This is a genomic window from Arachnia propionica (assembly GCF_900637725.1).
Lineage (GTDB): Bacteria > Actinomycetota > Actinomycetes > Propionibacteriales > Propionibacteriaceae > Arachnia > Arachnia propionica.
Map to the genome: position 1 here is coordinate 3,319,961 of NZ_LR134406.1, position 26,543 is coordinate 3,346,503.

Here is a 26,543-nt window from a genome sequence, read left to right on the forward strand (position 1 = left end):
GGGCGCCTGGGTCTGGGTTTGAGTCACGGGAACAACCTAGTGCCATCGGACCCACCCCGCACCGGGATTCCACGACGGCCCGACGACCCGGGAAGGGCGCTTGCAGGCAACACTCACCACACTGCTACGGTGTGCTCGTCGGTGGCGCCCCAGGCGCCGGGGAACCCGGTGGGAATCCGGGACTGACGCGCAGCGGTGAGAGGGACCTAACGGGCACGTGGCCACTGGGAGAAATCCCGGGAAGGCGTCCGCGACGGAATGAACTCGAGTCCGAATACCAGCCGACGACGTCATCCACGCCTCGCGAAAAGGCCCAACTGGAAAGAGCTTCCATGCGTCTGAACACCCGTGTCCCGGTCCACCGCCGCCTCCGGCCAGGCCCACATGGGGTCCGAGCCGGCACTCAGCCAGCCGAGACCATCAAGGACAAGGGGCGCTTCGAGGTGTACGACCGAAGGCGCGTGAACCGGAGCCGCGGATGAGAACCCTTCTGGTCACCCTCGCCCTCTCCGACGCGGCACGCTGGCCGGAGCTGGCGGAGGTCGCGGACGGGCTGGGAGCCGATGTGGCGGTGCTGCAGGGCGAGGGGCCGGCGCTGGTGAACCAGCTGGATGAGCTGGCCGGACTCGGATCGGATCCGGTGCACCTGGTCGGCGTCACCTTCGGCGACGACCTGGGGCCGGCGTCATGGCTCGGCCGCGTGGCGCGCTGGTGGCTCGATTCGCGTGGGCCGCTGCTGGAGCTGTGGTGTTCCCGGCGTCCCCTGCGCGGGCTGCCCGGGGAGCTGCCCTGCCCCGGAGAGGCCCGCCGCCTGGGGCCGCGCGATTCCCTCACCAACCCGAACTGGGAACAACCCCCGCCCGTTTCCCGGCAGGTGCTGGTGTGCCGCGGGCCGCGCTGCAACGCGAAGGGCGCACCCGAGACGCAGGAGGCCCTCAGCCGGGCGCTGGCGGAGGCCGGGGCGCTGGACGAATCGGTGCTGCTGACCGCGACGGGCTGCTGCTACCCGTGCAACCGGGCCCCCATCGTCGTGGTGCAACCCGACATGGAGTGGCTGGGTCCCGTCACCCCCGACGACGTGCCCGCGCTGGTGAAGCGCCTGACCCGGTGAGGAGACGCCGACCGGGTCACTCGTCCATGCGATCGGGGTGGAGACGTTCCGGCAACCCCAGCCCCGGCCACCGGATGCGCCGTTCCTCGCTTCTCGGGAAGAACCCGAACACCTTCCGCGTGATCTCCACCCACGACTCGTAGCGGAACCCATCGAGACCGGTCCAGCCCCACACGTTGCGCAGCACGTGCCCGGTCTCCGCGACGATCACGGCCGCCTCCCGTTGACCCGCGGGGCGGGGGAAGTCGCGGCGCCACAGCCCGGCCCATTCGTCGGCGAGCCGCCACTGCCGGTCCCTGAGGCGGGGTTCGTCACCCGGGGAGTCGTTGCTGACCTCCACCGCCATCCGGTCCCCGCCCCTGAGGAACTGCACCAGCCGTCCCCTGCCGCTGACGACGAGAACGGCCTCGTCGGGCAGTTCGACGAGCACCTGCGTGAGGGCGGGATCGAATTCGCGCCAACCGGTCATCGCACCTCCTCAACACCACTTTCAAGGATTCTCATCATCCCATCCCGGCCAACCGGAAACCCTTCCCACCGCGCACACCGCCACCAGAACCCGCCCCCACTGCGTTTCCTGAACGAAAGTGAACAATCCACAGAAAACACACTTTCCCACAAGTGCTTGTGGAAAACTTTTCCGGAAAAATCAAATCTCCCGGGGACCGGGCGTCGTTTCGACGCGAACCGCGCCGGCCCTCGGGGCCCGCCCGCCGGCGTAAAGGGCTCGCCGAACCGCCCCTCCCGCTGGCCAAAAGTCGCCTTTTCCCCGATCCCCCTCCCGTCCAGCCCCGGGGGCTACTAGGCTTGATGCACCGGACGCCACAGGCGACGCCCGAAGAGATGAAAGGCATCATCATGGAGACCACGGAGGCAGTAAGCGAAACCAGAAGCGTGGCGGTCACCCGGGTGGCTCCCACCCAGTTGGAAGCCGTCTGGAGGGCCCTCATGACCCCCGCCGGAGCGCAGACACTGCTCGGCGCAGGCGGGCAGCTCGGCAACAAGGGTGAGTCGTGGAAAGCCGATGACGGCACCTACGGCATCACCCGCAGCTTCCACCCCAAGGAACAGATCCGGTTCTCGTGGCACGCGTCCGAAGGGGCGCCGGCCACTCTCGTCGACCTCAGGATGCGTGCCGTCGACAGCGGAACGGAACTGACGATCGTCCACGGCAACCTTCCCGAGGACGCCGACCTCGAGGCTCTCCGCGCCCGCTGGGAGACGACCCTCGAAGCCCTGATCACCGCTTCCTGACGGCAACGGAACCATCCGGGACCCGAAGGACCTGTCAGGCGGCCCGGCCTGCGGTTTTCCGCCGGCCGGGCCGCCCATGTTTTCGCGACACCCATTCCCCTCGAAATCCCTCCCGCCACTCTTCCGGGCCGCAAACCGCAGGCGTAAAGTGTGCCGGGACAGACTGGCGACGTAGCCAGTACACAAATGATCGCTAGGGAGCATCATGACCGAGCTACCGCGAGAAGCGGTGACAGCACCAGAAGAGAAAGCCCTCCGCGCCGCGACGGACCCACGGCCCGCCCGGCGCAATCCCACGAAGGGCATCGGGCTGCTCGGAGCCGCGGTCGGCGTATTCTGTCTCACCTCGTGCGATTCCGGTGGCGGCCAGTCGGGTAGCCACATCGGCGGGGAGGCGAACCTCCAGCTGCCCAAGCTCGATTCCGTTTCCTTCCTCGGCCTGCCGGGCAGCGTGCTGCTCGGTCTCGGACTGATCGTGTGCGCCCTCGGCCTGGTGTTCGGGATCATCACCTATTCGCAGCTGAACCGCATGCCCGTGCACACGGCGATGCGGGACGTCTCCGAGCTGATCTACACCACCTGCAAGACCTACCTGAAACAGCAGGGCCGGTTCCTGATGCTGCTGTGGGCCTTCATCGCCGCCATCATCGTCATCTACTACCTGTTCCTCGTCAATTTCGGGGTGGGCAGGACGGCCGTGGTGATCCTGTTCTCGCTGATCGGCATGGGCGGCAGCTACGCGGTGGCCTGGTACGGCATCCGCGTCAACACCCTGGCCAACTCCCGCACCGCGCACGCCGCGATGTCCGGGCGCCCCTACCCCTGCCACGACATCCCGCTGCGCTCCGGGATGAGCATCGGCATGGTGCTGATCTCCGTCGAGCTGGCGATGATGCTGGTCATCATGGTGTTCCTGCCCGGCGAGATCGCGGGTTCGTGTTTCATCGGTTTCGCGATCGGTGAATCGCTGGGCGCGTCGGCGCTGCGCATCGCAGGCGGGATCTTCACCAAGATCGCCGACATCGGCGCCGACCTGATGAAGATCGTCTTCCACATCAAGGAGGACGACGCCCGCAACCCCGGCGTGATCGCCGACTGCACGGGCGACAACGCCGGTGACTCCGTCGGCCCCTCGGCGGACGGTTTCGAAACCTACGGCGTGACCGGTGTGGCGCTGATCACCTTCATCCTCCTCGGGGTCCAGGACCAGATGGTGCAGGTGCAGCTGCTGGTGTGGATCTTCGTGATCCGCGCCGTGATGGTGGTGGCCTCCGGGATCTCGTACTTCGTCAACGCCGCCATCACCCGCGCCCGCTACCGCGACGCCGCCGAGATGGACTTCGAGGCGCCCCTGACGTCGCTGGTGTGGCTGACCTCGGTGCTGTGCATCGCGTGTACCTTCGGCACCTCCGCGACGCTGATCGGTGGCCTGCCCGACGGGATGTGGTGGAAGCTGTCGCTGATCGTCAGCTGCGGCACCCTGGCCGGGGCACTGATCCCGGAGCTGGTGAAGGTGTTCACCTCCACCAACGCCCGCCACACCCGCGAGGTCGTGGTCTCCTCCAACCAGGGCGGGGCGTCGCTGAACATCCTCTCCGGCCTGGTGGCCGGCAACTTCTCCGGCTACTGGATCGGGCTGGCGATCACCGGATTGATGGGGTTGAGCTTCATCATCTCGACCATGGGGCTGAGCCAGCTCATGATCGCCCCCGCGGTGTTCGCGTTCGGTCTGGTCGCGTTCGGTTTCCTGGGCATGGGGCCCGTGACGATCGCCGTCGACTCCTACGGTCCCGTCACCGACAACGCCCAGTCGGTGTTCGAGCTGTCCACCATCGAGGAGATCCCCAGCATCGAGGAGGAGCTGGAACGCGATCACGGCATCCGCCCCGACTTCGAACGCGCCAAGCACTTCCTCGAGGCCAACGACGGCGCGGGCAACACCTTCAAGGCGACGGCGAAACCGGTGCTGATCGGCACCGCCGTGGTGGGGGCCACCACCATGATCTTCTCCATCATGATGGGCCTGACCAACAAGCTCACCGAGAACCTGGAGAACCTGTCGCTGCTGCACGCCCCGTTCCTGCTGGGCCTGCTGCTGGGCGGCGCGGTGATCTACTGGTTCACGGGCGCCTCCATGCAGGCCGTCACCACGGGCGCCTACCGGGCAGTGGAGTTCATCAAACAGAACCTGCACCTCGACGGCGAGACGAAGGCCTCCGCCCAGGATTCCAACAAGGTGGTCGAGATCTGCACCCAGTACGCCCAGAAGGGCATGTTCAACATTTTCCTGGGCGTGTTCTTCGCCACCCTGGCGTTCGCCTTCGCCGAACCGTTCCTGTTCATCGGGTTCCTCGTCGCGATGGCGCTGTTCGGGCTCTACCAGGCCATCTTCATGGCGAACGCCGGCGGCGCCTGGGACAACGCGAAGAAACTCGTCGAGGTGGATCTCGACGCGAAGAACACGCCGCTGCACGACGCCACCGTCGTGGGTGACACCGTCGGTGATCCCTACAAGGACACCTCCTCTGTGGCGCTCAACCCGGTGATCAAGTTCTCGACGCTGTTCGGGCTGCTGGCCGTCGAACTGGCCACCGCGATCACCGCCCAGGGCCTGGGTGTGCTGGCCCACGTCCTGGCCGCGGTGTTCCTGCTCGTCTCCGCCTTCTTCTGCTACCGCTCCTTCTACGGCATGCGGATCGGCGAGAGGATCGAGGACATCAAGGCCTGAGGGTCCGCGACGGGTGGGGCCGGGACGACACCCCGGCCCCACCCTCCGTCCGTTCCGGGGCGGGAATGTGCAAGAGTGGTCGGTGATTGAGTGCGCCCGTGTGGAGAGGAACCATCATGAGCAGTCCGCAGTACCCCCACGACCCGTACGGCGGCGACCAGCAGGGAAACGTGTGGGAGCAGTCGCAGCCCACCGGGAACGTCTGGGACCCGCAGGCCACGGACGCCTGGGGCCAGCAGGCGGTCTCCAACGCGTCCCCGCAGGGCCTGCCGCCCTCCCCCTCCCCGGGCGGACCTATGGGCCAGTCCGCACCCCCACCCCAGCAGCAGCCACCGCAGGTTCCACCGAGCCCGAACAACTTTTTCGCCGCGCTGTTCGACTTCGGTTTCAAACGCCGCTTGAGCACCGCAGCCATCAAAACGGCCTACCTTCTCGGAACCATCACGGCGGCCCTCCTGGCGGTCGCGATCCTCGCCATGGGGTTCACCAGCCAGAATCCACTGCTCATCGTCGTCTCGCTGTTCCTGGCCCCTGCCGGTTTCCTCACCACGTTGGCCGCCGTTCGTGTGATAATGGAGACGTATCGGGCCGTTGCAGGCGAGTCCGATTGATGCTGGTTGAGCCGGGCCATACACGACAGAGACCTCGGCCCGGCTCGACCTCAATCCCCGGGGGATCCCACGAACGTAACCGCCACAGCCGGTAGGTTGTAGTCGTGAGCATCACCGTCAAGACGATCAGCGCCGACGAGCACCTGGCCTTCGTGGCGGCTCGTGGTCAGGCGAGTTTCCTACAGCTTCCCGCTTGGGGGAAGGTGAAACCGGAGTGGCGTTCCGAATCCATTGGCTTCTTCGACGGCGACACCCTAACCGGGGTGGGGCTCGTCCTGTACCGGCAGCTGCCGAAACTGCCCCGCTACCTGGCCTACCTGCCGGAGGGCCCCGTCCTCGACTGGGACCGCCCCGACGTCGACGCCCACCTGGAGGCGCTCGTCGCCCACGCCCGCCGCAACAAGGCGTTCGCCGTGCGGATCGGCCCGACCGTGGTGCACCACCGCTGGCTGGCGCCCACCGTGAAGGCCGCCATCGCCGATCCCGGGATCACCGCCCTGTCGCAGGCCACCCCCGACGAGACCACCCTGACCGGCACCCGCGTGCTGCGAACCCTGGATCATCTCGGTTGGCAGCCCCAGGCGGAGGGTCACGGCTTCGCCGCCGGGCAGCCGAAGTTCAACTACCAGCTGCGCCTGACCGACGCCGAAGGCGCGGCACTGACCGACGAGCAGCTGCTGAAGGGCATGAATCAGCTGTGGCGCCGCAACATCAAGAAGGCCGACAAGCTGGGCGTGACGGTCACCCGGGGGGAACGCGCCGACCTGGCCCGGTTCCACCGCATCTACCTGGAAACCGCCGAACGCGACCACTTCACCGGCCGCGGGCTGCCCTACTTCGAGACCATGTGGGACGCCCTCAACGCCGAGGAACCCGACCGGATGCGCGTCTACCTGGCCGAACACGAGGGCGACCTGGTGGCAGCCACCACCTTCATTCGCGTCGGCACCCACGCCTGGTACTCCTACGGTGCCTCCACCACCGCGAAACGCGAGGTCCGCGGCTCCAACGCCATCCAGTGGCGCATGATGCGCGACGCCCGCGACGCCGGAGCAGACATCTACGACCTGCGCGGCATCACCGAGGGCCTGGCGGCCGACGACCCGGAGTTGGGGCTCATCCAGTTCAAGGTGGGCACGGGAGGCGAGGCCGTCGCCTACCTCGGGGAATGGGACAAACCCATCAGCTCGTTCCTCCACTTCGCCTTCCAGCAGTACCTGAAGCGGCGGTGACATGACCCTCAAACTGACCATCGACACCCGCGCCTGGCGCGACCACGTCAAGCACGTCCACGAGGAGTTCCCGGGGCTGGTGCCCGTCGCCAAGGGCAACGGCTACGGCCTCGGACTGGACGTCCTGGCCCGCGAGGCCGAACGTCTCAACAGCGACTGCCTGGCGGTCGGCACCGCCCACGAGGTCGCGACGGTCAGGGAGGCGGGATGGTCGCGCGACGTGATCGTCCTGAACCCGTGGCGGCCCTTCGACGAGACCGCCACGGCCCTGCTCGACGATCCCCGCGTCATCACCGTCGTCTCCCGCCTCACCGACCTCGACGAGTTGCGCACCACGCATCCGGGAACCCGGGTGGTGGTGGAACTCATGACGTCGATGCGCAGGCACGGCATCACGCCGCAGGAGATCGCGTCGGTGGATGCCGGGAAACTGGGATTCGAGGGCTGGACGATGCACCTGCCGTTGAAGGGGCAGCTGTCGGAGGCCAAGCAGCTCGCATCGGAGGCCGTGGCCCATCAGCGGGGCGCGGTGTGGGTTTCACACCTGGGCGTGAACGACTACCGCAGGTTCCGCACCCAGCTGGGTGTGCAGACCCGGATGCGGATGGGAACCCGGCTGTGGCTGGGGGCCCCGCAGGCCCTGAGAACCACCGCCACCGTCCTCGACGTGCACCGCGTTGCCCGCGGTGCCCGCTACGGCTACAACCAGTCGCGTGCCCCCCGGGACGGCTGGCTGGTGATCGTCAGCGGCGGCACCTCCCACGGGATCGCGCTGTCGGCGCCGTCGCCGGCCCGGTCGCTGCGGCAGCGGGGCGTGAGCCTGGCGCAGGGCGTCCTGGACGCCGCCGGGGTCTCGAGGTCGCCGTTCAGCATCGCGGGTCGCAAACGCCCCTTCGCGGAACCCCCGCACATGCACGCCTCCATGGTGTTCGTCGGGGGCACGAGCGCCGGGGTCGAGGTCGGCGACGAAATCCCCGTCACCACCCGCCAGACCACCACCACCTGCGACGAACTCGTCTGGAACTGAGGGGCATCACCGCCGATCGCACGGTTGCGCAGCACTCAAGCCGGAAACTGGCCCATTTCGGCTCGATTCTCGGGTTGAGTGCTGCGCAACCGTGCAAATGGGCCTGCGGCCTCGTTCAGCACACCGCCGATCGGGTCGGCGACCTGCTGGGTGCGCAGCGGATCGTGGCCCGGGTCGGCGGCGTCGCGCAGGCAGGAGATGAAGATCCAGACCTCCACGACGATTCGCAGGATGATGGTGGCGAAGTAGATGTTCGGGTTCGAGTTGAGTTGCCCGCCCAGATACCCCCAAACCGCGGCCCAGTAGATCACCTGGGTGACGGTGAAGGCCACCCACTCCAGGCGGCCGAGCCGCCCCACCAGTAGTGCCAACAGCAGCCACAGCGCGGTCTGGGGGGCGTAGGTGGCGCCGAACAGCGCCGTCGGGAACACGAACAGCACCACGAGGGTGCCGACACGTGGCCGGTGTCCCCGCAGGTAGAGCCAGGCCGCCACGATCACCAGCAGCAGCGCCGTCAGCATCAGTCCCAGCGACCCCGCGGCCCGCACCTCCCAGCCGAACAGTTTCCCGAGGTAGAACAGCGACCCGTAGGACAGGTTCTTCGTCGCCTCACCCTGGTAGTACCTGGCGACGGCCTCCCAGTTCAGAATCAGCAACGGCAGATGCAGCAGCGCGACGGTGGCCGCCGCGGCTCCGAGGAATTTCCCCACCTGCCCGGCCCGGCCCCGAAGCACAACGGCCAGGGCGACGGCCAGCACCACCGCGATCGCCATCAGACCCGCGCAGACCGCGAGCCCGAGCACGACCCCCGACAACACCAGCCGCCCCTTGGAGAACAACAGCAACCCGAGGGCGGCCAGTGAAACCGCGAACAGATCCCACGACACCAGCCCGGAGGCCAGGACCACGGGCGAGGCCGCCAGCCACATGCCGTCCCAGGAGCGGTACCGGCCGCCCCGCGAGTCGCGGCCCATGAAGGTCTGGCACAGCACCCACAGCAGAAAACACGCGAACAGCAGCACCATGCAGACGGCGTAGAACACCTGCGACCCGTCGAGCTGGGCCTGCACCCCCAGCGACTTGCCGACAGGGGCCCCGAGCAGACCGGAGATCCCGATCACGACGAAAAGCAGCAAACCGAGCAGCGGCGGATACTGCATCTGCCCGCCGTCGAGCGGGTGGGCGCCGAACGCGAACCCGCTGCTGTTCCACGCCAGCGGCACATCCGAGTAGCAGAGCACGATGAACGCGTTGACCCGGACGGTCTCGGAGGTCTGGACGCACGGTATCTGCCGCAGTGAACAGACCACGAACAGCACCGTGGCAACCAACAACGACCACGGCAACGGATCGAACCAGAGGCCCGAACGCCGGGCGTAACGCCCGGCCGGCCCGCCGAGCCCCTCCAGCAGCGCATTTTTCATGCGAACACCTTAAAGGCTCCGCGGCCAGGGCCCCGGGCGAGGAAGCGGGAGGTTTCCACGGGGTGCGTCAGTCGCCGCTGCCCGAGTCACCCACCGTTGCTCTGCCGGCCACCGCCGGGGCCTCGTTCGCCGTCACCGGGGTTGGTCGGTTTGTCCCCGCCGCCCGTCGGTTGCTGCGTGCTCTTGCCGCCGCCGGTCGGCTGGGAGGTGGGGGCCTGCGACTTGGTCCGGGTCGGCTGCGTGGAGGGCGTGGAACGGCCCGCGTCCGTGGGATCGGAGGTGGGCCGCCTGCCCCCGTACGACGGTTCCTGGGTGGGCTGTGCGCTCTGGGTGGGTTGCGCGCTGGTGGGTTGCGCGCTCCGCGTGGGGGCCTGCGACGGCGCGGACGACTTCCCCTGGATCGGTTTGGCCTTGTCGAACTGCTTGACCTCCTGCCCCTTGGTGGCGGTCTGCATGTACTCCACCCACGTCGTCAACGGATAGCCGGAGCCGAAGAAGGTTTTGTCCCCGGGCTTCTTGTAGGCATCGAGGTTCTCGTTGCCGGAATCGCCCGCGACGTACATGACGGCCGTCGAGATCTGCCGGGTGTAGCCGACGAACCAGGCGGAGGTGATGGAGTCGTCGACACCGTTGGTTCCGGTCTTGCCCGCGACGGGCCGCTTCAGCTGCGACGCCTTCGTGCCGGTGCCCTCCTCGACCACGGAGGTCAGGGCGTCGGTGACGTTGGCCGCGACGTTCTCCTCGATGGCCTGGGTGCCCTCTTTCTTCGCCTCGTAGACGGTGTTGCCGTTGCGATCCACCACCTTCGCCACGAAGTGGACGTCCTTGCGTTTCCCGGAGTCGGCGAGGGTGGCGTAGGCGTTCGCCATGTTCAGCGGGCTCACCTCGGCGGCCCCCAGGGCGATGCGGTTGTTGACGTCCCAGCCCGCCCCGCTCGGCGCACCCGCGTCGTTGGCGGCCTGGATGACGGCGGGGGCGCCGTTCTTCATGGACTCGGTCATGTCCACGAAGGCCGTGTTGATGGATTCTGCAACCGCCCTGCGCAGCGTCACGTCACCGTACTGTTCGTTGAACTCGTTGCGGACCGGGACGCCGTCACCGCGCGGGGTGAAGGTGTCGCCCTTGAGGGTGCTGTCCAGGGAGTAGCCGTTGCGCAGCCCCGCGACCGTCGCGAACGACTTGAACGTGGAAGCGGCGGGACGCGGCGTCGTCGACCAGTTGCGGGAGTCCTTCGTGTAGTCGGGGCCACCGTACATCGCCAGGACACCACCGGTGGCGGTGTCGACCGACGAGATCGCGACGTGCAGCTTGGATGCGTCCTGCTGGGGTTTCGCCTTGGATGCGGCTTCCTCCGTGTACTTCTGCGCCGTGGCGACTGCGGCGTCCTGCATGTTCTTGTCGAGGGTGGTGGTCACCTTCAGGCCGCCGCCCTGCACCTCGGCGTCGCTGAAACCGAGGCTCGACAGCTCCTGCTCCACCTGGGACACGAGGAATCCCTTCGGTCCGCCGTAGCGGTCGGAGACCGGCACCTCGGGGAACTCGGGAAGAGCAGGATAGGCCGCGTCGTGCTCGGCCTGGCTGATGTATTTGTTCTCCAGCATCTGGTCGAGCACGTACTGGTAGCGGCCCAGGAGCCGTTCCCTGCTCTTCTCGCCCGCGGACGGGTTGAGACCTGCCGGGTTGTTGAGGATGGCGGCGAGGGTCGCGGCCTCGGACAGGCTGAGTTCGGAGGCCGACTTCAGGAAGTACGACTTGGCGGCCGCCTCGATGCCGTAGGCGCCCCGGCCGAAGTAGATGGTGTTGAGGTAGCCCTCCAGGATCTTCTCCTTGGGCACCTCCCGGCCCATCTTCATGGCCAGGATCAACTCCCGGATCTTGCGGCCCGCGGTGCGTTCGGAACTCAGGTAGAGAATCTTGATGTATTGCTGGGTGATGGTGGAACCGCCCTGCACGTCACCGCCGCGGGCGATGGTCCACAGGCCGCGGAGCATGCCCGGCATGGAGAACCCCGGGTCGCTGAAGAAGGTGGAGTTCTCGGCCGCCACCACGGCGTTCTTCATCACCTGCGGCATCTTGTCGTAGTCGAGGGTGATGCGGTTCTGCACGGCGAGAGAGCCAAGCTGCTCCTGCCCGTCGTTGTAATAAATGAAGGTGGTGTTGGTGGTGAAGTCGCTGTTCGGGTCCGGTAGCTTCGTTGTCGCGTACAAGTACAAAAAGGCGCCCACCCCCGCCAGACTCGCGACGAGGAACAACACGAGCATCGCCAGCCCGGTCCTCGCCAGAATCTTCCGGGCGCGGGACTTCGGGCGTTTCGATGCGCGTTTGCGCTTCTTCTCCGACTCGGGCGCCGGCTGTTGGTCCTGCTGTTCCATGGGTTCCAGATTATGCGCTGAAGCTGAGCAACTCATCCACCAGGGGGCCGTCACGTAGCCCGAGGACTACGGGATCGACGCCGAACCGGGGTTCTGGCGGCGTCCGGCGGGCGCCGTCATGGTGATCAGCGCACCCCACAGCAGCGGGGAGGATCCCAGGCCGGGTTTCTCTCGCCAGGCGGCGAGTTTCCTGCGTTGCAGGTCGCACAGCGACGCCACCGGGTCGGCGTCGGACTGGGCGTGGTCGACGGCCTGCGCCAACCATTCGAAGGCCCCCACGGCCCCGGTGTCCACGAGCCCGATGGCGTAGTCGGTGGGCAGCGTCCACAGGGTCGCGTGCACCACCTCGGCGCCGTTGATCAGCAGCGCGGTACCGAGTCCGAAGGGTTCGTGCTGGGCCAGGTCGGTGCCCGACGCGCACGCCACCACCCCGACCCTGGGCGGTATTCGCCATCTCCCGGCCTCCCGCACCAGCCGCGAGGCCCGCAGCTTGTTCGCCTCGCCGTCGCCCATGAAGAAAACGGTGTCGGCGGCGTCCCTCGTCCCTGTGGCGCAGTGCCCGATCATGAGCAGTCGCGCGATCTTCCCGGCCCCCGTTTCGAGGCGGGCCCGGAGCTTTTCAAGGCCGTTGTACCCGGCGGAAAACTGTTCCGCGCCGTGCCCGTGGCAGCCGCAGGACTCGAACGTCCCCGGCAGCACCCTTCCTTTGCTGGTTTTCGGATCGACGACGTGCAGCGCCCGACCGCCCGTCGCGGGGGTGGCGCAGGGCACGTCCGGGTCGATGTCGCGGGGCAGGATCGGGGCGATCCAGGAAACGTCGGCGACATCCAGCAGCCGCATGTCATCGTCGTCAAGTACCAGCAGTCCCCACGGCACGATGGCGGCGGGCGGGCTGGGCGCCACCCGCACCTCCACGCGTTCCCCGTCAGCGGCCGCTTCGATCAGCTGGCGGCGCAGGTCGCCGGGCAGCAGCGCCCGCGACAACGCCCGCATCAACTCCAGTTCGTCGTCGCGGCGGGTCAGGGGGCCGTACAACCCCAGCCTCTTCAGTTCGTCCTGCCGACTCACGGTTTTGAAGGTCACGAGCCACTCCAGGTCGCAGGGGCTCTTCCCCTTATCCGAGTCCGGTTCCTGGGGCAGGGCGGAGCGGAACGCCGCGACCGATTCCCGGAGCCCCTCCACGCGATGCACCCCGACCGGGCGGTCGGGGTCGTTCCAGCGCCACGTCAGCCAATCTCCGTCCACGCCGTCGCCGACGATCTGCACCACCCGGCCGCGCCTTCCCGCTTCCTCCACGTCACGCCTTTCCACGCGGATGCCAGACTTGTCCCATGCCTCAGGATGCCATTGCAACACCCGGGCCGCGGCGGATCGGCCCCGATGTCCACGACGACATCACGGCGCGGCTGCTCACTAAGCGGCTGTCCGCCCCGGGGGACGCGGCGATCGAGGTTGTCTTCCGCGACGAGGCGGTCGCGGCGCTGTGGGAGGGGCATCCGCGGGTGCGGGTCGCCGCCTACGGGAGGCGGCTGGCGCGGATTGTTCTGGCGGCCGTGTCGCCGTCGACGCCGGACCGGGCGGCCCCGCCACCGGTGATCGTCGGCGACGGACCGCTGAACGCCACCATCGCCGAGGAACTGGTGGCGGGCTGGTCCGAACCGGGCCAGCCGATGATCGTGCACTGCGTGGGTCGCGACGAGAGCTGGGCCCGCGACGTGGCCGACTGGGCGGGCGGGGCGGCGCGGATCTCGTGGTCGCAGGGGTCGCTGCGTCCGGAACCGGTGCTGCGGCGGATCGGAGAGCTGCTGGCCGGCTGGGACGCTCCTCCCCCCAAACGCGGCACCCCCACCGGGCCGGCGGTGATCGTCGCCTGCGCCGACGAGGTGCTGACCCCTGTCGTCGCTGCCGCGGTGGCCCGGGAGGTGCGGGAGGCGCGGGTCGCGATGATCACCCCCGGTGGGATCCGCTGGCCGCAGCTGCCCGGGGTGGCGCAGTTCACGCTGGAGGACTCGGCGGTGCTGGCCCTGGACCCGCGGTTCTCACCGGCGCAGCAGCTGGCCCAGCTGATCCTGGACGACGTCGCCTGGCTGAGCAACGCGGACGCCGAGGCCACCCGGCCCGAGGGGCCGATCCTCGCCGATGTCGTCCACTCCCCGGGCGGCCGGGCGGTCTGGGAGGCGCAGTCGGAGGAGCTGCGGGGGCAGCTGACGAGGCTCGCCGGGGCCTGCGAGGAGCTGCTCGCGGCGGGATCGGTGGAGCTTGCCCCCGGTGGGGCGAGGGAGCCGTCGGCGATCCTGCTGACCCCGCCGGAGCTGGCCGCGATGGCGTCGCGAATCCTGGGGCTGCTCGGCCGGGACAGGACTCCGGGCACCTGGTTGACGGCCCTGGAGCTGGCGTCGCGACTGCCGGTGCTGGCCGCCCGCGCCGGTTTCACCCCCCGCCGTCCCGCCGGCCACGACCCGCTGCTCACCCCGGAGCTGGTGGAGCTGCTGGCCCCGCAGGTGCACCTGGCCTATCAGAGGATCAGCGAGGAGACGGGCAACGCGACGGGCTCGCCGCTGGCGCTGAAACTGTGGGAGAACCTGGACGATTTCAACAAGGCCAGCAACCGGGCGGCCATAACGGGCAGCGCGGTGACCCACGCCGCGGCGGGCCTGACGTGGCGTCGCCCCACGAAGGAGGAAGGGGTGCAGCTGGACGAGGCGCTGCTGAGGGAACTCGGCCGGCTGGAGCACCGTCGCTGGGCCATTCACGAACGCCGCAACGGTCGCGGGGATCACGAATGGGCCAAACCCTGGAACGAGATCCCGGAGGTCCAGCACTACGACATCGCGATCATGCGCCACCTGCCCCGGATCCTGGCCGCCGCAAACATAGAACTGGCAACCGCCCCGGCCGACGCCCGTGTCGACATATCCCCGGAAGCTGGTTGAGCCGGGTCGGGGTCGCCGGAAGCTGGTTGAGCCAGCACGTGAGCGTCAGCAAACGGCTGTGTCGAAACCACTTCTGGCGCCCGGTAGAAGGTCCCGACCCGCGGGTGGGGCTGACCTGTCCGGGTCCGTCGGCGGTTCTGTCCGCCAGTAGGGTTCATAAGGATCACCCAGCGAGCTCAGAAGGATGCCATGTCGACACCCCCAACGAACCCTGAGAGCCCCACACCCCCTGAGAACCCCACACCGTCTCGTAGGTATTCGGTGTTCGTCAGCTACTCCCGCCGGGATGACGCCGGGAAGTGGGTGACACGCCTGGTGGAGGCACTGCGAGATGCGGCCAAGGATGATTTCGAGGTGCGTTGCGACCCTGGCAAGGAGGTTTTCTTCGACCGTGACGACCTGAAGCTGGGAGAGGAATGGAAAACCCAGCTGGCCCGGGCGATCCGCGAGGCTGAGGTGTTGCTGGTATGCGTGTCCAAGCCCTATTTCGAGAGCAAATTCTGCCTGTGGGAGTTCCAGGCACACGAAACCAAACCAAAAGGCCCCGACGACCCATCCGGCATAGTGCCGCTGCTGTTGGAAGACACCTCCCGGGACGATCAGCCTGATGAGAAGCATGGACGTTGGCATGATAGAATTTATCGAATGCATGGCCATGACCTGCGGAATGTGTTCACGCGCCTGACCGTGACAGCTGTCCCGGATGAACTGGCAGCTCAAGCTCTGCTTTTGAGCGACGAGCTGTACCAGCAGAAACAAGAGTTCCGTCGACGGGACACGGTTACCGGAAATCTGGAGCGCGGCACTTCTCGGTTTGTAGGGCGCAGCCAAGAACTCACTAAACTCGGCGATGCCTTGGAATCCCCTTCAACAGTAGGCATAGTGACAGCCGTGCGAGGTCTCGGCGGCATAGGGAAAACCGAACTGGTCAGGCACTACGGAAACCAAAACCAAGGCCACTATGCAGGAGGCATCTGGCAGATCCCTTCCGAAGGGGCGAAGGAGATGCTGCCCCTGCTGGCCCGGCTCGCTCCCGAACTGCTCGAATTCGAGCTCCCTGAGGACATCAGAAACAATCCGGAACTCGCGGGCCGCAGCGTATTGAAAGAACTACGACGCCGAACCACCAGTGGCCATGTACTGCTGATACTCGACAACGTATCCGAATCGGCCCTTCTGACCGACCCTCAACTGGGCGTGTTGCCGAAAGACAACAGTTTGCATGTGGCAGTCACCACCCGTCTCGGGTCAGAAGATTTCGCAGGTTCAACCCGTTTGAAGCAGATTCACCTTCAGGGACTCAGCATCGAAGAATCTGTTTCTCTGTTGCGGGCTTTCCAACCGGATCGCGACGGGGACAACAGCCCCGACTTCCGCAATGAGGATGACTTGGCCGCCGCCCGAGAACTGGCGGAACTGCTCGACGGCTTCACCCTGGCCGTTGAACAGGCCGGAGTCTACCTGTCCACCCACCCAGAGAGCACCGTCCGCGACTACCTGACCTACCTGCGCTCACAGAACCTGACCGCAAGCGACGCAATGTTGGAGGACAGGGAGAAAACCCAGATCAAGCATCGCGAAAAACTTCTGTCGGTGATCCTCGACCAGTCACTCACCGACCTCGAACAAACCCTCCCCAGCTCCCTACCGGTCCTTCGACTGGCCGCCGCCATGCCACCAGACACCATCCCCTGGCCCTGGCTGAAGAAGTTGACACAGGAAACCATCCCCGAAGTTTTCAAGCCTACCCCGCAACATTTGAAAGGAAGATGGCTTCAGATCCGCCGCACCCTGGAGAGCCGCGACCTGATAACTGAAGGAAACCACACCGGACTCACGGGACGTATGCACCGCCTCATCGCCGATCATCTCAGGAAACAAGGGACACTGGAAACCAGTCTGGTGGATGATTTCGTCATCCGGAGGGCCTGCGAACTCAGCAAATACTCCAACAAGGCGCCGGAGTTGTGGGAAGTCGACACCATCATGGACACCCTGCCTCAAACCTTGACTCGCAACCCGAAATTCCTCGAACAGATTTCGGATTTCATCCGTAAAATTGCACTGACGTATCTGACTGACACCCGTACCGCCGTCATGCTGCAAGACTTGACCAAGCAACTGACAGGCACCAACACGCGGGCCAGCTTCTTGGCTCACATGCTGCTGGGAGCCTCCCTCCGGAACACCAAACCCAAAAAAGCCATCGCGAACTATGAAAAATCTCTCACGGCAATCCGAAGTATCACCGAAGCCCAACCTGACGATTCTCAAAACCGACGGGATCTCGCTCTCTCACTGAACTTTCTTGGCGGTATGCTGTGCTACACCGAACCCTCAAGGGCCTTGGGAAACTACCAAGAATCCCTTGATATCAGGCGCGGCCTCGCTCAAAACCATCCTGACGACCGCCGAATCTTGAGAGACCTCACCAGCTCCATGCACAGTGTTGCCAACGTGTTGCGCAACACTGATCACGAGCAAGCCTTGAAGCTTTACCAGGAGTCCCTAACCATCCGGCGCGAACTCGCCAAGCAACTACCCGACAACCTCCAGACCCAACGAGACCTCACCGTCGCCTTGGACAGGGTTGCCTACATGTTGCGCAACACTGATCACGAGCAAGCCTTGAAGCTTTACCAGGAGTCCCTAACCATCCGGCGCGAACTCGCCAAGCAACTACCCGACAACCTCCAGACCCAACGAGACCTCACCCTCTCGCTGATCAATGTTGCCGGCATGCTGCGCGACACCGAGCCCGGGAAGTCTCTGGAACGCTACCAAGAGTCACTTGACATCAGACGCAACCTCGTCGAAAAACTGCCTGGCGATCTCTTGGCTCTGAGAGATCTCGCCGCTTCCCTGAACGGGGTTGCCCATGTGGATCCCGAGCAGGCTCCTGAGCTTTACCAAGAATCCATCACCATAACCCGCGACCTCAACAAACAACAGCCCGGGAATCTTCAAATCTTGTGGCATCTGGGAGAATCAGCAGCAGGACTGGCCCGACTGATGCCCACCGAGAATCCCGAGAAATTTTCCCTACTGGAGGAATCGGCGTTCAGTTTCCGTGAAGCGCTGAGTATTCAGCAAGAACACCAAGAGCTGGGGCGCCTGTCCTACGATTCTGCCCTCTCCTACGCCGACTGCGACCCCGACGACCGGGACGAGTGGCTCGCATATGCCGCAGAGCTGGCCGAACGCTTCGGATTCGAGGAGGGCTGACTCAGGGGCCAGCGACGCCCGGCGGCCCGGCTCAAACAGCTTTGGGAGCGGGGCGGTAGTTCGCCGTGAAAACGTCCTCTGGGACGAACCACGAGTTGCCGTCATCGTCGGTGACCCGCCACTGGCCCTCCCCCGCGACGTCCTCCCCCTCCTGGGTCGCCACCCTCTCCCCCGGTTCTGCGCGTCGCGCCCACACCTCGCCGGTGCGTTCGTACACATCCCCCTCGACCTGCGTATAGGTAGCGGCGAAGGAGTCGGGTTTGATGCTCCAGGTGCGTTCCCCGGAACTGACGATCATGTCACCGGGTTCAACGCTCATGGGGCTGCCGGAGTCGGTGGTCCAGGTCTCGGCCCGTTCGGCCACCCGGACCAGCCTGACCCGACCCGACCGGCGAAACCGGGTAGTGGCGTCCATACCCCGACCCTACGCCACCCCGGTTCGGTTCCGACCGCGTCCTGTCCGTCAAAGGCGTGCCGTGCGGTCCGGCTCAACCGACTTGATGCGAAATTGTCCGTCATGGAATCGTGAGGTCGATTCGTGGAGGTTGGTGTGGCCATGGAAAATCACAAGGACCGGGGCTTGGGTCAGTTGTACCTGCTCGGGACGCTGGTCATCGCGGCGCTGGTGCTTGGTACGTGGGGCTGGCTGGAGGCCGACCCGACTCTCCATTGGTGCGATGCCCTTTACCGGGCCTTCCAGCTGTTCACCCTGGACATGCCCGAGCAGAACCCCCCACTGACCTTGGAGGTGGCACGCTGGCTGGCCCTGATCGTCGCGTTCTACACGGTGGCGAAAGTCCTCCGGACCGTTTTCACGCGTCAGAAACAGCTCCTCCACGCCAGACTGCGCAGGAACCACGTCGTCGTGGTCGGCAACGGGCCGGAAGCGGCGTCGCTGGCCGGCAACGACACCTACCGCAAGGCAGGTACGAAGGTCGTGGTGGTCGGCGACCTCGGCCCCTCCGACCAGGCCTGGCTGGCGGGTAGGGGCGTCTCGGTTCTCCCGGACCTCAGCGACCCGCATCTGACGGGGGTGCTTCGCGGCGCCGAGGACGTGGTGATAGTCGGCGGCGACGACAACGAGACCGCGAACCTGGTCTGCCGCGTCGCCTCGACCGCCCCGACGACCCAGCCGCTGGCGCTGTTCGATTCCCCCGCCTTGGCCCGGCAGTGGACGCGCAACTCCTCGGACGCCACCCGTACGGTGTGTCGCGTGACCCAGCTGGCGCTGGAAACCCTGCGGCTGTGCCCGCCCTTCCCCAGCGCCGCCGCCGTCCCCGACCCCGTGGTCGTGGGCGACGGCCCCTTGGCGGCCGAGTTGACGCGTCGCATCATCCTCGGCTGGCAGCACGACGGCTGGCGGCCCCGCGTCCTCTGCCTGAGCGAACGAACCGGCTGGGCCGGCGACCTGGTCCAGAAATTCGGCGACGCCGTGCAGGTGGAGCAGATGACCCCGCTTCCCGCGTGCGTCGAGGCGAGGGTCAACGAGTTCCGCGACACCTGGGTGCCGCCGGAGAAGGGCAGGGGAACGGTCGGCGGCATCCGGGTCTACCTGGCGCTGACGGAATCCAGCAAAGCGGTGACCATCGCCAGGGAGCTGCTGGAGGACCCCACCACCCACATCGGCCTGGTCGTGGACCAGAACACCCACTGGGAGGACCTGTTCGGGGACGTCACCGACCGGGTGCGGCTGATCTCCCGGGACGCGCTGCTGGCCGACCCGAAGGTTCTTGAACGCAACGAGGCCGACCTGCTCCGCTCCGAGCTTCGTCGCGACGCCGAGAGCTGGCCGCCGGACTCCCCGAGCCTGTTCAGCACGGACATCGTGCGGGACGAGAACAGCGGCGAAATCGTCGATGTCACACCCGATACGCTCCGACTGGACCTGGGCGTCCACTTGCTCACCCGGGACAACGCGAAGGCGGCCCGCGAGGTGCTGGAGGCGGGCGGCATGAAAGCGGAAACCGGAATTCCCCTGGCACCCGCCCCGCTGGCGGGACCGTCGCAGCTGCGCTCCATGCAGCTCAAATTGCGGAACCTCCTCGCCGAGGCAATGCCCGGGAACGCCGACATCCACGACGTGCAGCAGTGGGCCCTCGACCTAGCCTCCCGCCTGCCGGAGATGATGCAGCGTTCCGGCTGGACGGTCACCAGCGACACCCCGCCACTGCTGGATTCCGAGAGCATCGAACGCCTGGCGGAACGGGTGCACGAAAGCTACCAGCAGCAGGCGTTGGCGGAGGGCAACCCGACGGGATCGCAACTAGTGGAAACCCCGTGGGAGAAGCTCTCCGAGTTCAACAAGAGCAGCAACCGGGCGGTGGTACTGGACTACCCGGTGAAACTGGCCTCCGTCGGCCTCGACTGGCGTCGCAGCACAACCCCAGCCCCCGCGCCCGCACTGACCGACGAGCAGATCCTCACCCTCAGCGTCGCCGAACACCGTCGCTGGAGCCATTTCCAGCGCCGCAACGGCCGCGAGGGCCACCACTTCAACAAGCCGTGGGACGAACTCACGAAGGGCCAGCAGTCGCTGGACGAGAACGTCGTCAACACTATGGGGTCACTCCTGGCCTCCGAGGGCATCGAAATCATCCAAGAGGTCGCCGACTGAGACGGTACCGTGCAAGCAAGCGAGGACGCCCACCAGGCGTTTTGGAGACACCCGTAAGGAGGGGTGTTGGAGAACGACCAAAAAGGCCTCAGGTGTGTACGGCACCTGACAAGGGGTTTCACCCCATTTCGAGCAGGTTCCAGCAACCACCCGGAGGGGTGAGAGGGGGTAGTGTGTAAGGCCCCGCAAAAAGGCTTGTCAGAACGGCATGTCAGGGGTAGGGTCTGGAACCACCGCGAACCTCAAAACGGATTGAAACGCGGCCTACAGGAAGGCGTATGCCACCTCCTATGGACATAACTATTGGGCCGCGGTGCGCAAACTCGTCGAAGCATTTGCTGACATAATGGAAGCACCGCTCGCGAACCCCACCGCTGCGAAGGTTTTCAACTGGATCATGAAGAAAGCGCTGCATGACTGACTGTAGTCCTGAATTGAGAAGGCTTATCGCCGAATACGTGGACCGGTTCCGCCTGCCCGTGGCCGGTCCCGACGGGGGTGGCATCAGCGGCCTCCCCGAGACTGATGCCGTCGTCGCGCTGAGACGGGCGCTCGAAACCGGTCGCCCACTGCCCGGCTTCGGCGGCCGCTGACCGCCCAATACCCGAAGAACCAACCCGCAAGGAACCCCACGTCTGGAACCACCACGAATCTCAAGGCGGATTTGACTCAAATCAATTCTCGGAGTCCCCGGAGGCACCCGGGAGAGTTCACATGCTCCACGCGCGCTACTGGCGGACCCGGTTCCTGCGGGCTCGTCGGGATGATCCGTATTTTCTCCGGGCCCGCCCAGAATATTGTGGACGCGTCAAATCATGTGGTCTCGTGGTCGAGGCGAGGAGGTTGAGACGAGATGTGGGATGAGAAGGTTTACTTCTACGCCACCCGGGGTCCGGACGGGGAGTTCGCGAGTCTGGCCGCGATGGTCGTGGGCGACGGCGCCTCCACCTGGCGTTGGGTCCCGAACTTCGGGGAATGGGTCGGCGACGACGATGTGGGTTGGGAGTTGTCCAGCCGCGGTAAGCATGATTTCGAGGAGGTCTCGGCGGAGACCGCTCGGGATTTGGTGTGTTCGCTGTCCCGTTACGACGACCGTCGCTACGGGATGATCCTGAAGAACTTCGAGCTCGAACCCAGACGCCGGAGCAATGCCGACCTCGGATTGGACGTCGAGACCGGGACGAAACATCCCACCGCGGAAGCGCGGTAGAAAGAACAAGGAACACCCGACCGTCCCGTTCCCGGTTTGCTGGCCTTAATCCTGTTTTGCTGGGCTTGTTGAAGTTCGCTGGCCTCACAGCGCAGGCAAACGTGAACAAGCCCAGCAAACCGACACCAAGGCCAGCGAACCGACATCAAGGCCAGCGAACCGACGACCTTCTCCCAGGTTCCGTACCAGTGCGCGCATGCACCTGTTCCGCGACGCTGGGGCGCACGGGCCAGTTCGCGGGGAAATCGGGATCCCGGGCCAGGTCGAGCAGTTTCCGTGCCGCCGCGGCCTCCGCCCGGGCCCCGCTGGCCTGCCAGGTCCCCGTCGCGGTCTCCAGCGCGGAGCGCCCCGTCTCCAGGAGCCCCCGGTCGCCGGTGACGACGTACAGTCGCAGGTCGAACACCCCCTGGGCGGTCAGGTGCCGCGCGTCATTCACGGCCGGCACTCCGCTGGGCCCCGCCGGCGGGCGGGGTTCGATTTCCTCGCCCTCCTCTTCCTCGGGTTCGATCCCCCCCGCGGCCAGCGCGTACTGGAGTGCCTCCGGCCGCCTCACCGGCTCGGGATCCGGGATCGCCGTCCCCGCCAAGACATCGGCGGCATCCAGCAGCAGATTCCTCGACGCCGGATGCCCTTGGACGCGCGACAGTGTCTCCGGGCTCTGAGTCAGGCAGCCGAGCAGGGCCAATAGCGGTTCCCGCCACTCCCGGTCCACCTCGATCCGGTCGGCGAGGCGCCCCAGGAGGGTCAGTTCCTCCAGGTCCAGCAGCAGGGAGTCGAGCAGCAGGTCCGAGTTGTCGCGGCACCAGCGGATCTCCACCAACCCGCGCAGCAACCCCAGGACCTCGCCCTCGCGCACCTGATAGACCCCGGACTTGCACCCCTGCTCGAAGGCCACGTCCAGCAGCCCCTTGGCGGACGCCCTTCCGAAGATCTGTTCCACCCCGGGGACGGCCAGTTCGACGTCCCCCGCCAGACACGACGGCATTAGGTCGGGGCGCGCGGGGTCGAAGTCCAGTACGGCACCGGGCAGATTGATCGCGACCGCACCGGCGGGCGCGACGGGCTCGTGTCCGATCAACACCGTCCCCAGGCCGACGTGGCGGATCGGCGACCGTTCGGTTCCCATCGATGCTCACCCCCGTTTCCTGGTGACGTACCCGGACGCCCGCCCAGGTTCCGGGAGGTCAGCTTCCCGGGAGGCAAGACGATACCCCCGGATTTGCCGTTGCCCCCGGTGGACGGGTCCGCATGGACATCCCGCACCAACCTCGTCGCCGGGCATCCGGGATGCGGACCACGCACCACGACGGAACCCACGCCGAAGCCCCTCACATCTGCGCGCGACCCACACCACCCCCCAAAGGGCGCACCTCCGTTCGTCGTGCAGCTGCTCTCGTGATGATTCCACCGGGTTCCTTCCTGTTCGATCCTCCATGACGGACGGCCACACGTCATGGACGTGTCCGCCAGAAAGCCGACACAACGCCCCTGTGGGTGGGGTCTTCCGGTAACTAGACTCTTGATTGTCTCGGCTGTGCCGCGCGGTTGGCTTTGCGCGCAGAATCCGGCCTGTGTCATTTCTGTGCCAGTTTCGCGCCCTCCACTCACCTTCGTCAGGTGGTTGCGAAAAGCTTTTGGCCATGACGGGGGAAGCCGCAGCCGGAACAACCAAGGATGTGGACTGGCGCGGCATCGACATCGCCCCCGTCGCCGAGGCGGCCTGGCGCGTCGCCCGGGCCGAGAGATCGGCCCGGTTCCACCACCTGGCGGACTGCCCCACCCGGACAGCTCCCTACGGCCGCAAGGACCCCGATGGCACGGGACTGCACCCCGCCTGCCAGGAAACCGGATGCCTGGATCTTCACCACGACCTGATCGAACGCATGGTGAACCAGCTCACCCGGTACAACAGCCGTCACCCGGACCGCACCGTCAAGAACCTCCCCGCCTACCTGGCCCGGGTGGCCAGAAGCCAGCTTTCGGAACAGAAACGCGCCGAACGGGTCCGGATCGGAGCCCAGGCCAAACCCACCCGCAACGACGGCGCCGCGGGTCGTGTGGTGGCGCGGTTCGAGAGCCTCGGCGACCTCCGCAGGGAATGGCTGACCAGGCTGTTCCGGATCATGCGGTCCTACCCGTTCACCCCCGCCCACGTCCCCGGGCGCTGGCCCGTCGACGGGCTCGTCGAGGAACGTGCCAAACTGCCCGACGGCCACATCCCCAGCCGGGAGGAGATCAAGAAGGACATCGCGTTCGTCACGGACATCGCGAGACGAACCCTGGGACCGCGCTGGGTTCACGAGAACCTGACGACCCCGCTGCTCAGCAACGGGGCATTCGAGGAGCTGCGGGAGGAGCACGCTGCCACCGACATCGACCTCACGGCCGTGGTGCTCGGCAAACAGCTCGTCGCCCTCTACAAACACCTGCGCATAGACGGCTTGTCGCGACCGAGGGCTTTCCAGCTGGCGGCCGACAAGATCGGAGGCCATGCCCCGGACCGGGTCACCCCCGATATCCTCACCATACTGAAGGATCTCGACACGGCCGGTTGAGTTTTCGTCCGTCATAGATCTTGGACCAGGAGGAAACCGATGGAGCTCATCAGACGGCCCGGTAACCGCCGCGTTGTTGCACCCCCCGGGACCACCGCCGGAGAGAGACACGGCGAAGCTCTTGTCACCCCCTACGAGCGGAGCAACCGGGCCAGGCGACGCACCGGCGAACTCCTGGGCGCGATCCGGAAACTCGACACCGCCACCGACGAACGCACCAAACGGGAACTGCTCGACTTCGTCGGGGGTCTCTACAACGACTCCGGTGGCGGCATGCCGGTGGGCCTGTTCGCAAAATGCTGGCTCGGGGAACCGTACCTGGATCACATCCTCACTTTTTCCGGCGACATCGTCCGGCACTTCAAGCACAACGAACCCGTGCCACCCGAGTTCGCCATGGCCCGCCCCCTGGCCCGGAACGATGCCTACGCCTTCATCGAGGTCTACAGTGACGGCGCCGTGATTCCCGTCCGCCCCGACGGCAACCCCGTCACCTGAGAACGCAGGAGAACCATGTCAACATCCATCGACCTGACCCCCCTGTCCCGGCAGATCAACGAAGTGGGACGCGAGATCATAAACAATCTCGGAAGCCAGATAGACGGTGTCCAGGCGAATCTCGGAACCGTCCGCAACGATCTGCAGCTGACCCGCTCGGAGCTGGCTGATCTCCGCGAGGAGTTCCAGCAGTTCGTCGAGGAAGCCGCCCGCGTCGCCGCGGTGCAGCAGTCGCAGGTGAAGATCGTGGACCTCAAGGCGCAGCTGGACCGGGAGTTCGGGCACTACTCCGTGGTCCGCCGCACCTCCGTCGGCCTGTTGCAGGGCTTCGACGTGGGCAACATCTCCAACGCCGTGGCGACCAACGTCGCCGAGGAACTGATGATCCAGACCCCCCGCTACTGGCTGGCCCCGGCCCTGGTGGCTCTGGCGGCCTGGTCCCACGACCGCCAGGACATCGCCGAGAAGTCGGTCCAGGAGGCCTTCTCCCGCGACCGCCACAAGACCAGCCTGTTCTTCACCCTGGTGCTGCGCAGGCAGGGACGCATGTCCGGTTCGGTGCGTTGGCTGCGCCACTACATGGCCTCACTCGACCCGTCGGCGCTGACCCGGGAGTTCGCGGTCATCCTCGAGGCCAGTTCCTGCAACGCCTTCGGACCGGAGGGCAACGAACTGCTCTCCGCGAAACTGGCCGAGTGGTCCAAGCAGCTCCGGCAGCACCCGGAGGCCGTCGAGGAGCAGGTCGGGCGCTGGACCTCCGAACTGGCATCCCACCAGCTCCAGCTCGGCAGCAACGAGTACCAGACCCTGCGACACCTGTGCGCCCAGTGGAACACCATCCGGGAGAACATGGAGGCGGCCTCGGCGCTGCCCGAGGTTTTGGCGAAGTACCGGCAGGTGCGCGACCACGAGGCGCCGCCACCCACCTCCCTGGAGGACCTCCTGGATGACATCCTCGACACGCTGGTGACGGAGTTCGACGCCGAGGAGCTGCCCCTCAGACGCGAGGTCACCTACCACGAGGCCGTGATCGAGGAACGGGGGGACCTGAACCGGGCGGAGAAGAAGGCGGAGCTGTTGCAGGAGGCTCTGGAGGAAACCAACGACGTGGTGACCATCCAGACCATGGGTGCGATCAGTCCTGAACTGCTCGGCATCAGCATCAACACCCAGAAAATGGCGATCGGCGTGGCCCGGGACGACTTCCGCACCGCGGTCGGCCGCTACTGCAGCGGCTACCGGGCGAAGGAGGAAACCGACATCGTCCTCGATTTCAACCCGAACCACTCCAACCACGCCTCCGCCCACGGTTTCGTCGGCGCCAAGGTTCACGTCAACTCCGGTCAGCAGGCCGCGGAAGGGCTCCTGCGGGATGCCTGGGGCAACACCATGAACCCGAAGATCGAACGGGCCCGTTTCGGCAACAAGTACTACCTGCAACCCGCCCTGATCGCCGCCGGTATCGCGGTCGTGCTGCTCGTCATCAACCCGATCGCGGGGCTCCTCGCGGCGCTCATCGGCGCGGGGGTCATCTGGTACCTGGGCGAGCAGAAGAAGAAAGCCGCCGCCCAGGAGGTCAAGGCACTGGAACACATCAGGCAGGAGGCCTACGACCACTCCGTCCAGCTCTACCGCAATGCCATGGCCGAACTCACCGATGCGAACCTGACCTACAAGGAACTGGACGCCTTCGAGGCCCCCCTGCTGGAGTTGATCGACGGCTGGCCCACCACCGTCAAGGAGAACTGA

At 66.3% G+C, this 26,543-nt stretch carries 20 protein-coding genes and 1 riboswitch; of the genes, 14 read left to right on the forward strand and 6 right to left on the reverse strand.

The window, feature by feature from the left end:
• Positions 1-122 precede the first annotated feature (122 nt).
• A riboswitch (cobalamin riboswitch) is annotated at positions 123-300 on the forward strand.
• Between the two features lie 178 nt (positions 301-478).
• Positions 479-1,111 (forward strand): (2Fe-2S) ferredoxin domain-containing protein, encoded by a 633-nt coding sequence (locus EL272_RS14795; protein WP_061788107.1) that lies wholly within the window; start codon positions 479-481, stop codon positions 1,109-1,111.
• Positions 1,112-1,127: 16 nt separating this feature from the next.
• Here EL272_RS14795 and EL272_RS14800 read toward each other — a convergent pair whose 3' ends face one another.
• Positions 1,128-1,580, reverse strand: coding sequence for a TY-Chap domain-containing protein (locus EL272_RS14800; RefSeq protein ID WP_061788106.1), 453 nt, complete (start codon positions 1,578-1,580; stop codon positions 1,128-1,130).
• A 389-nt stretch (positions 1,581-1,969) separates the two neighbouring features.
• On the opposite strand from EL272_RS14800, the gene EL272_RS14805 reads away from it, so the two are divergent.
• The 5 genes from EL272_RS14805 (at position 1,970) to EL272_RS14825 (ending at position 7,963) form a co-directional block, all read left to right on the forward strand.
• A complete protein-coding gene (locus EL272_RS14805; RefSeq protein WP_244926094.1) occupies positions 1,970-2,365 on the forward strand; it encodes an SRPBCC family protein in 396 nt (131 codons plus the stop codon).
• A gap of 205 nt (positions 2,366-2,570) precedes the next feature.
• Positions 2,571-5,093, forward strand: a complete 2,523-nt coding sequence (locus EL272_RS14810) for a sodium-translocating pyrophosphatase (RefSeq protein ID WP_082793897.1) — start codon at positions 2,571-2,573, stop codon at positions 5,091-5,093.
• 116 nt (positions 5,094-5,209) lie between these two features.
• Complete coding sequence (locus EL272_RS14815; RefSeq protein ID WP_041696881.1) at positions 5,210-5,704, forward strand: DUF4282 domain-containing protein; 495 nt, start codon at positions 5,210-5,212, stop codon at positions 5,702-5,704.
• A gap of 104 nt (positions 5,705-5,808) precedes the next feature.
• Positions 5,809-6,936: a lipid II:glycine glycyltransferase FemX gene (locus tag EL272_RS14820; protein WP_014848023.1), complete on the forward strand. Its 1,128-nt coding sequence runs from the start codon at positions 5,809-5,811 to the stop codon at positions 6,934-6,936.
• Position 6,937: 1 nt separating this feature from the next.
• Complete coding sequence (locus EL272_RS14825) at positions 6,938-7,963, forward strand: alanine racemase (RefSeq protein ID WP_061788104.1); 1,026 nt, start codon at positions 6,938-6,940, stop codon at positions 7,961-7,963.
• 35 nt (positions 7,964-7,998) lie between these two features.
• Here EL272_RS14825 and EL272_RS14830 read toward each other — a convergent pair whose 3' ends face one another.
• The 3 genes from EL272_RS14830 to EL272_RS14840 all read right to left on the reverse strand — a co-directional run bounded on the left by EL272_RS14830 (position 7,999) and on the right by EL272_RS14840 (position 13,070).
• On the reverse strand, positions 7,999-9,387 hold the full coding sequence (locus tag EL272_RS14830; RefSeq protein WP_061788103.1) for a hypothetical protein: 1,389 nt from the start codon (positions 9,385-9,387) through the stop codon (positions 7,999-8,001).
• An 86-nt stretch (positions 9,388-9,473) separates the two neighbouring features.
• On the reverse strand, positions 9,474-11,759 hold the full coding sequence (locus tag EL272_RS14835; protein ID WP_061788102.1) for a transglycosylase domain-containing protein: 2,286 nt from the start codon (positions 11,757-11,759) through the stop codon (positions 9,474-9,476).
• 66 nt (positions 11,760-11,825) lie between these two features.
• Positions 11,826-13,070, reverse strand: coding sequence for a hypothetical protein (locus EL272_RS14840; protein WP_126409513.1), 1,245 nt, complete (start codon positions 13,068-13,070; stop codon positions 11,826-11,828).
• 20 nt (positions 13,071-13,090) lie between these two features.
• On the opposite strand from EL272_RS14840, the gene EL272_RS14845 reads away from it, so the two are divergent.
• Positions 13,091-14,692, forward strand: a complete 1,602-nt coding sequence (locus EL272_RS14845; protein WP_061788100.1) for a hypothetical protein — start codon at positions 13,091-13,093, stop codon at positions 14,690-14,692.
• A 261-nt stretch (positions 14,693-14,953) separates the two neighbouring features.
• The gene (locus EL272_RS14850; protein ID WP_061788099.1) at positions 14,954-17,917 is read left to right on the forward strand and encodes a TIR domain-containing protein; all 2,964 of its coding nucleotides are present in this window, start codon (positions 14,954-14,956) and stop codon (positions 17,915-17,917) included.
• 31 nt (positions 17,918-17,948) lie between these two features.
• On the opposite strand, the gene EL272_RS14855 is transcribed toward EL272_RS14850, so the two are convergent.
• Positions 17,949-18,332, reverse strand: a complete 384-nt coding sequence (locus EL272_RS14855) for a hypothetical protein (RefSeq protein WP_061788098.1) — start codon at positions 18,330-18,332, stop codon at positions 17,949-17,951.
• A 165-nt stretch (positions 18,333-18,497) separates the two neighbouring features.
• On the opposite strand from EL272_RS14855, the gene EL272_RS14860 reads away from it, so the two are divergent.
• The 3 genes from EL272_RS14860 to EL272_RS14870 all read left to right on the forward strand — a co-directional run bounded on the left by EL272_RS14860 (position 18,498) and on the right by EL272_RS14870 (position 21,741).
• Entirely contained in the window at positions 18,498-20,531 is a 2,034-nt protein-coding gene (locus tag EL272_RS14860; protein ID WP_126409515.1) for a potassium channel family protein, read from the forward strand.
• A gap of 413 nt (positions 20,532-20,944) precedes the next feature.
• Complete coding sequence (locus EL272_RS14865; RefSeq protein ID WP_126409517.1) at positions 20,945-21,124, forward strand: hypothetical protein; 180 nt, start codon at positions 20,945-20,947, stop codon at positions 21,122-21,124.
• A gap of 260 nt (positions 21,125-21,384) precedes the next feature.
• Entirely contained in the window at positions 21,385-21,741 is a 357-nt protein-coding gene (locus tag EL272_RS14870; RefSeq protein WP_061788096.1) for a hypothetical protein, read from the forward strand.
• A 145-nt stretch (positions 21,742-21,886) separates the two neighbouring features.
• Here EL272_RS14870 and EL272_RS14875 read toward each other — a convergent pair whose 3' ends face one another.
• On the reverse strand, positions 21,887-22,867 hold the full coding sequence (locus EL272_RS14875) for a hypothetical protein (RefSeq protein ID WP_061788095.1): 981 nt from the start codon (positions 22,865-22,867) through the stop codon (positions 21,887-21,889).
• 514 nt (positions 22,868-23,381) lie between these two features.
• On the opposite strand from EL272_RS14875, the gene EL272_RS14880 reads away from it, so the two are divergent.
• From EL272_RS14880 to EL272_RS14890, 3 genes are read left to right on the forward strand one after another with little or no spacing between them, the layout of a single operon-like run.
• Positions 23,382-24,296, forward strand: coding sequence for a hypothetical protein (locus EL272_RS14880; RefSeq protein ID WP_061788094.1), 915 nt, complete (start codon positions 23,382-23,384; stop codon positions 24,294-24,296).
• 39 nt (positions 24,297-24,335) lie between these two features.
• Positions 24,336-24,794: a hypothetical protein gene (locus tag EL272_RS14885; protein ID WP_014848036.1), complete on the forward strand. Its 459-nt coding sequence runs from the start codon at positions 24,336-24,338 to the stop codon at positions 24,792-24,794.
• A gap of 15 nt (positions 24,795-24,809) precedes the next feature.
• Positions 24,810-26,543 (forward strand): hypothetical protein, encoded by a 1,734-nt coding sequence (locus EL272_RS14890; protein WP_061788093.1) that lies wholly within the window; start codon positions 24,810-24,812, stop codon positions 26,541-26,543.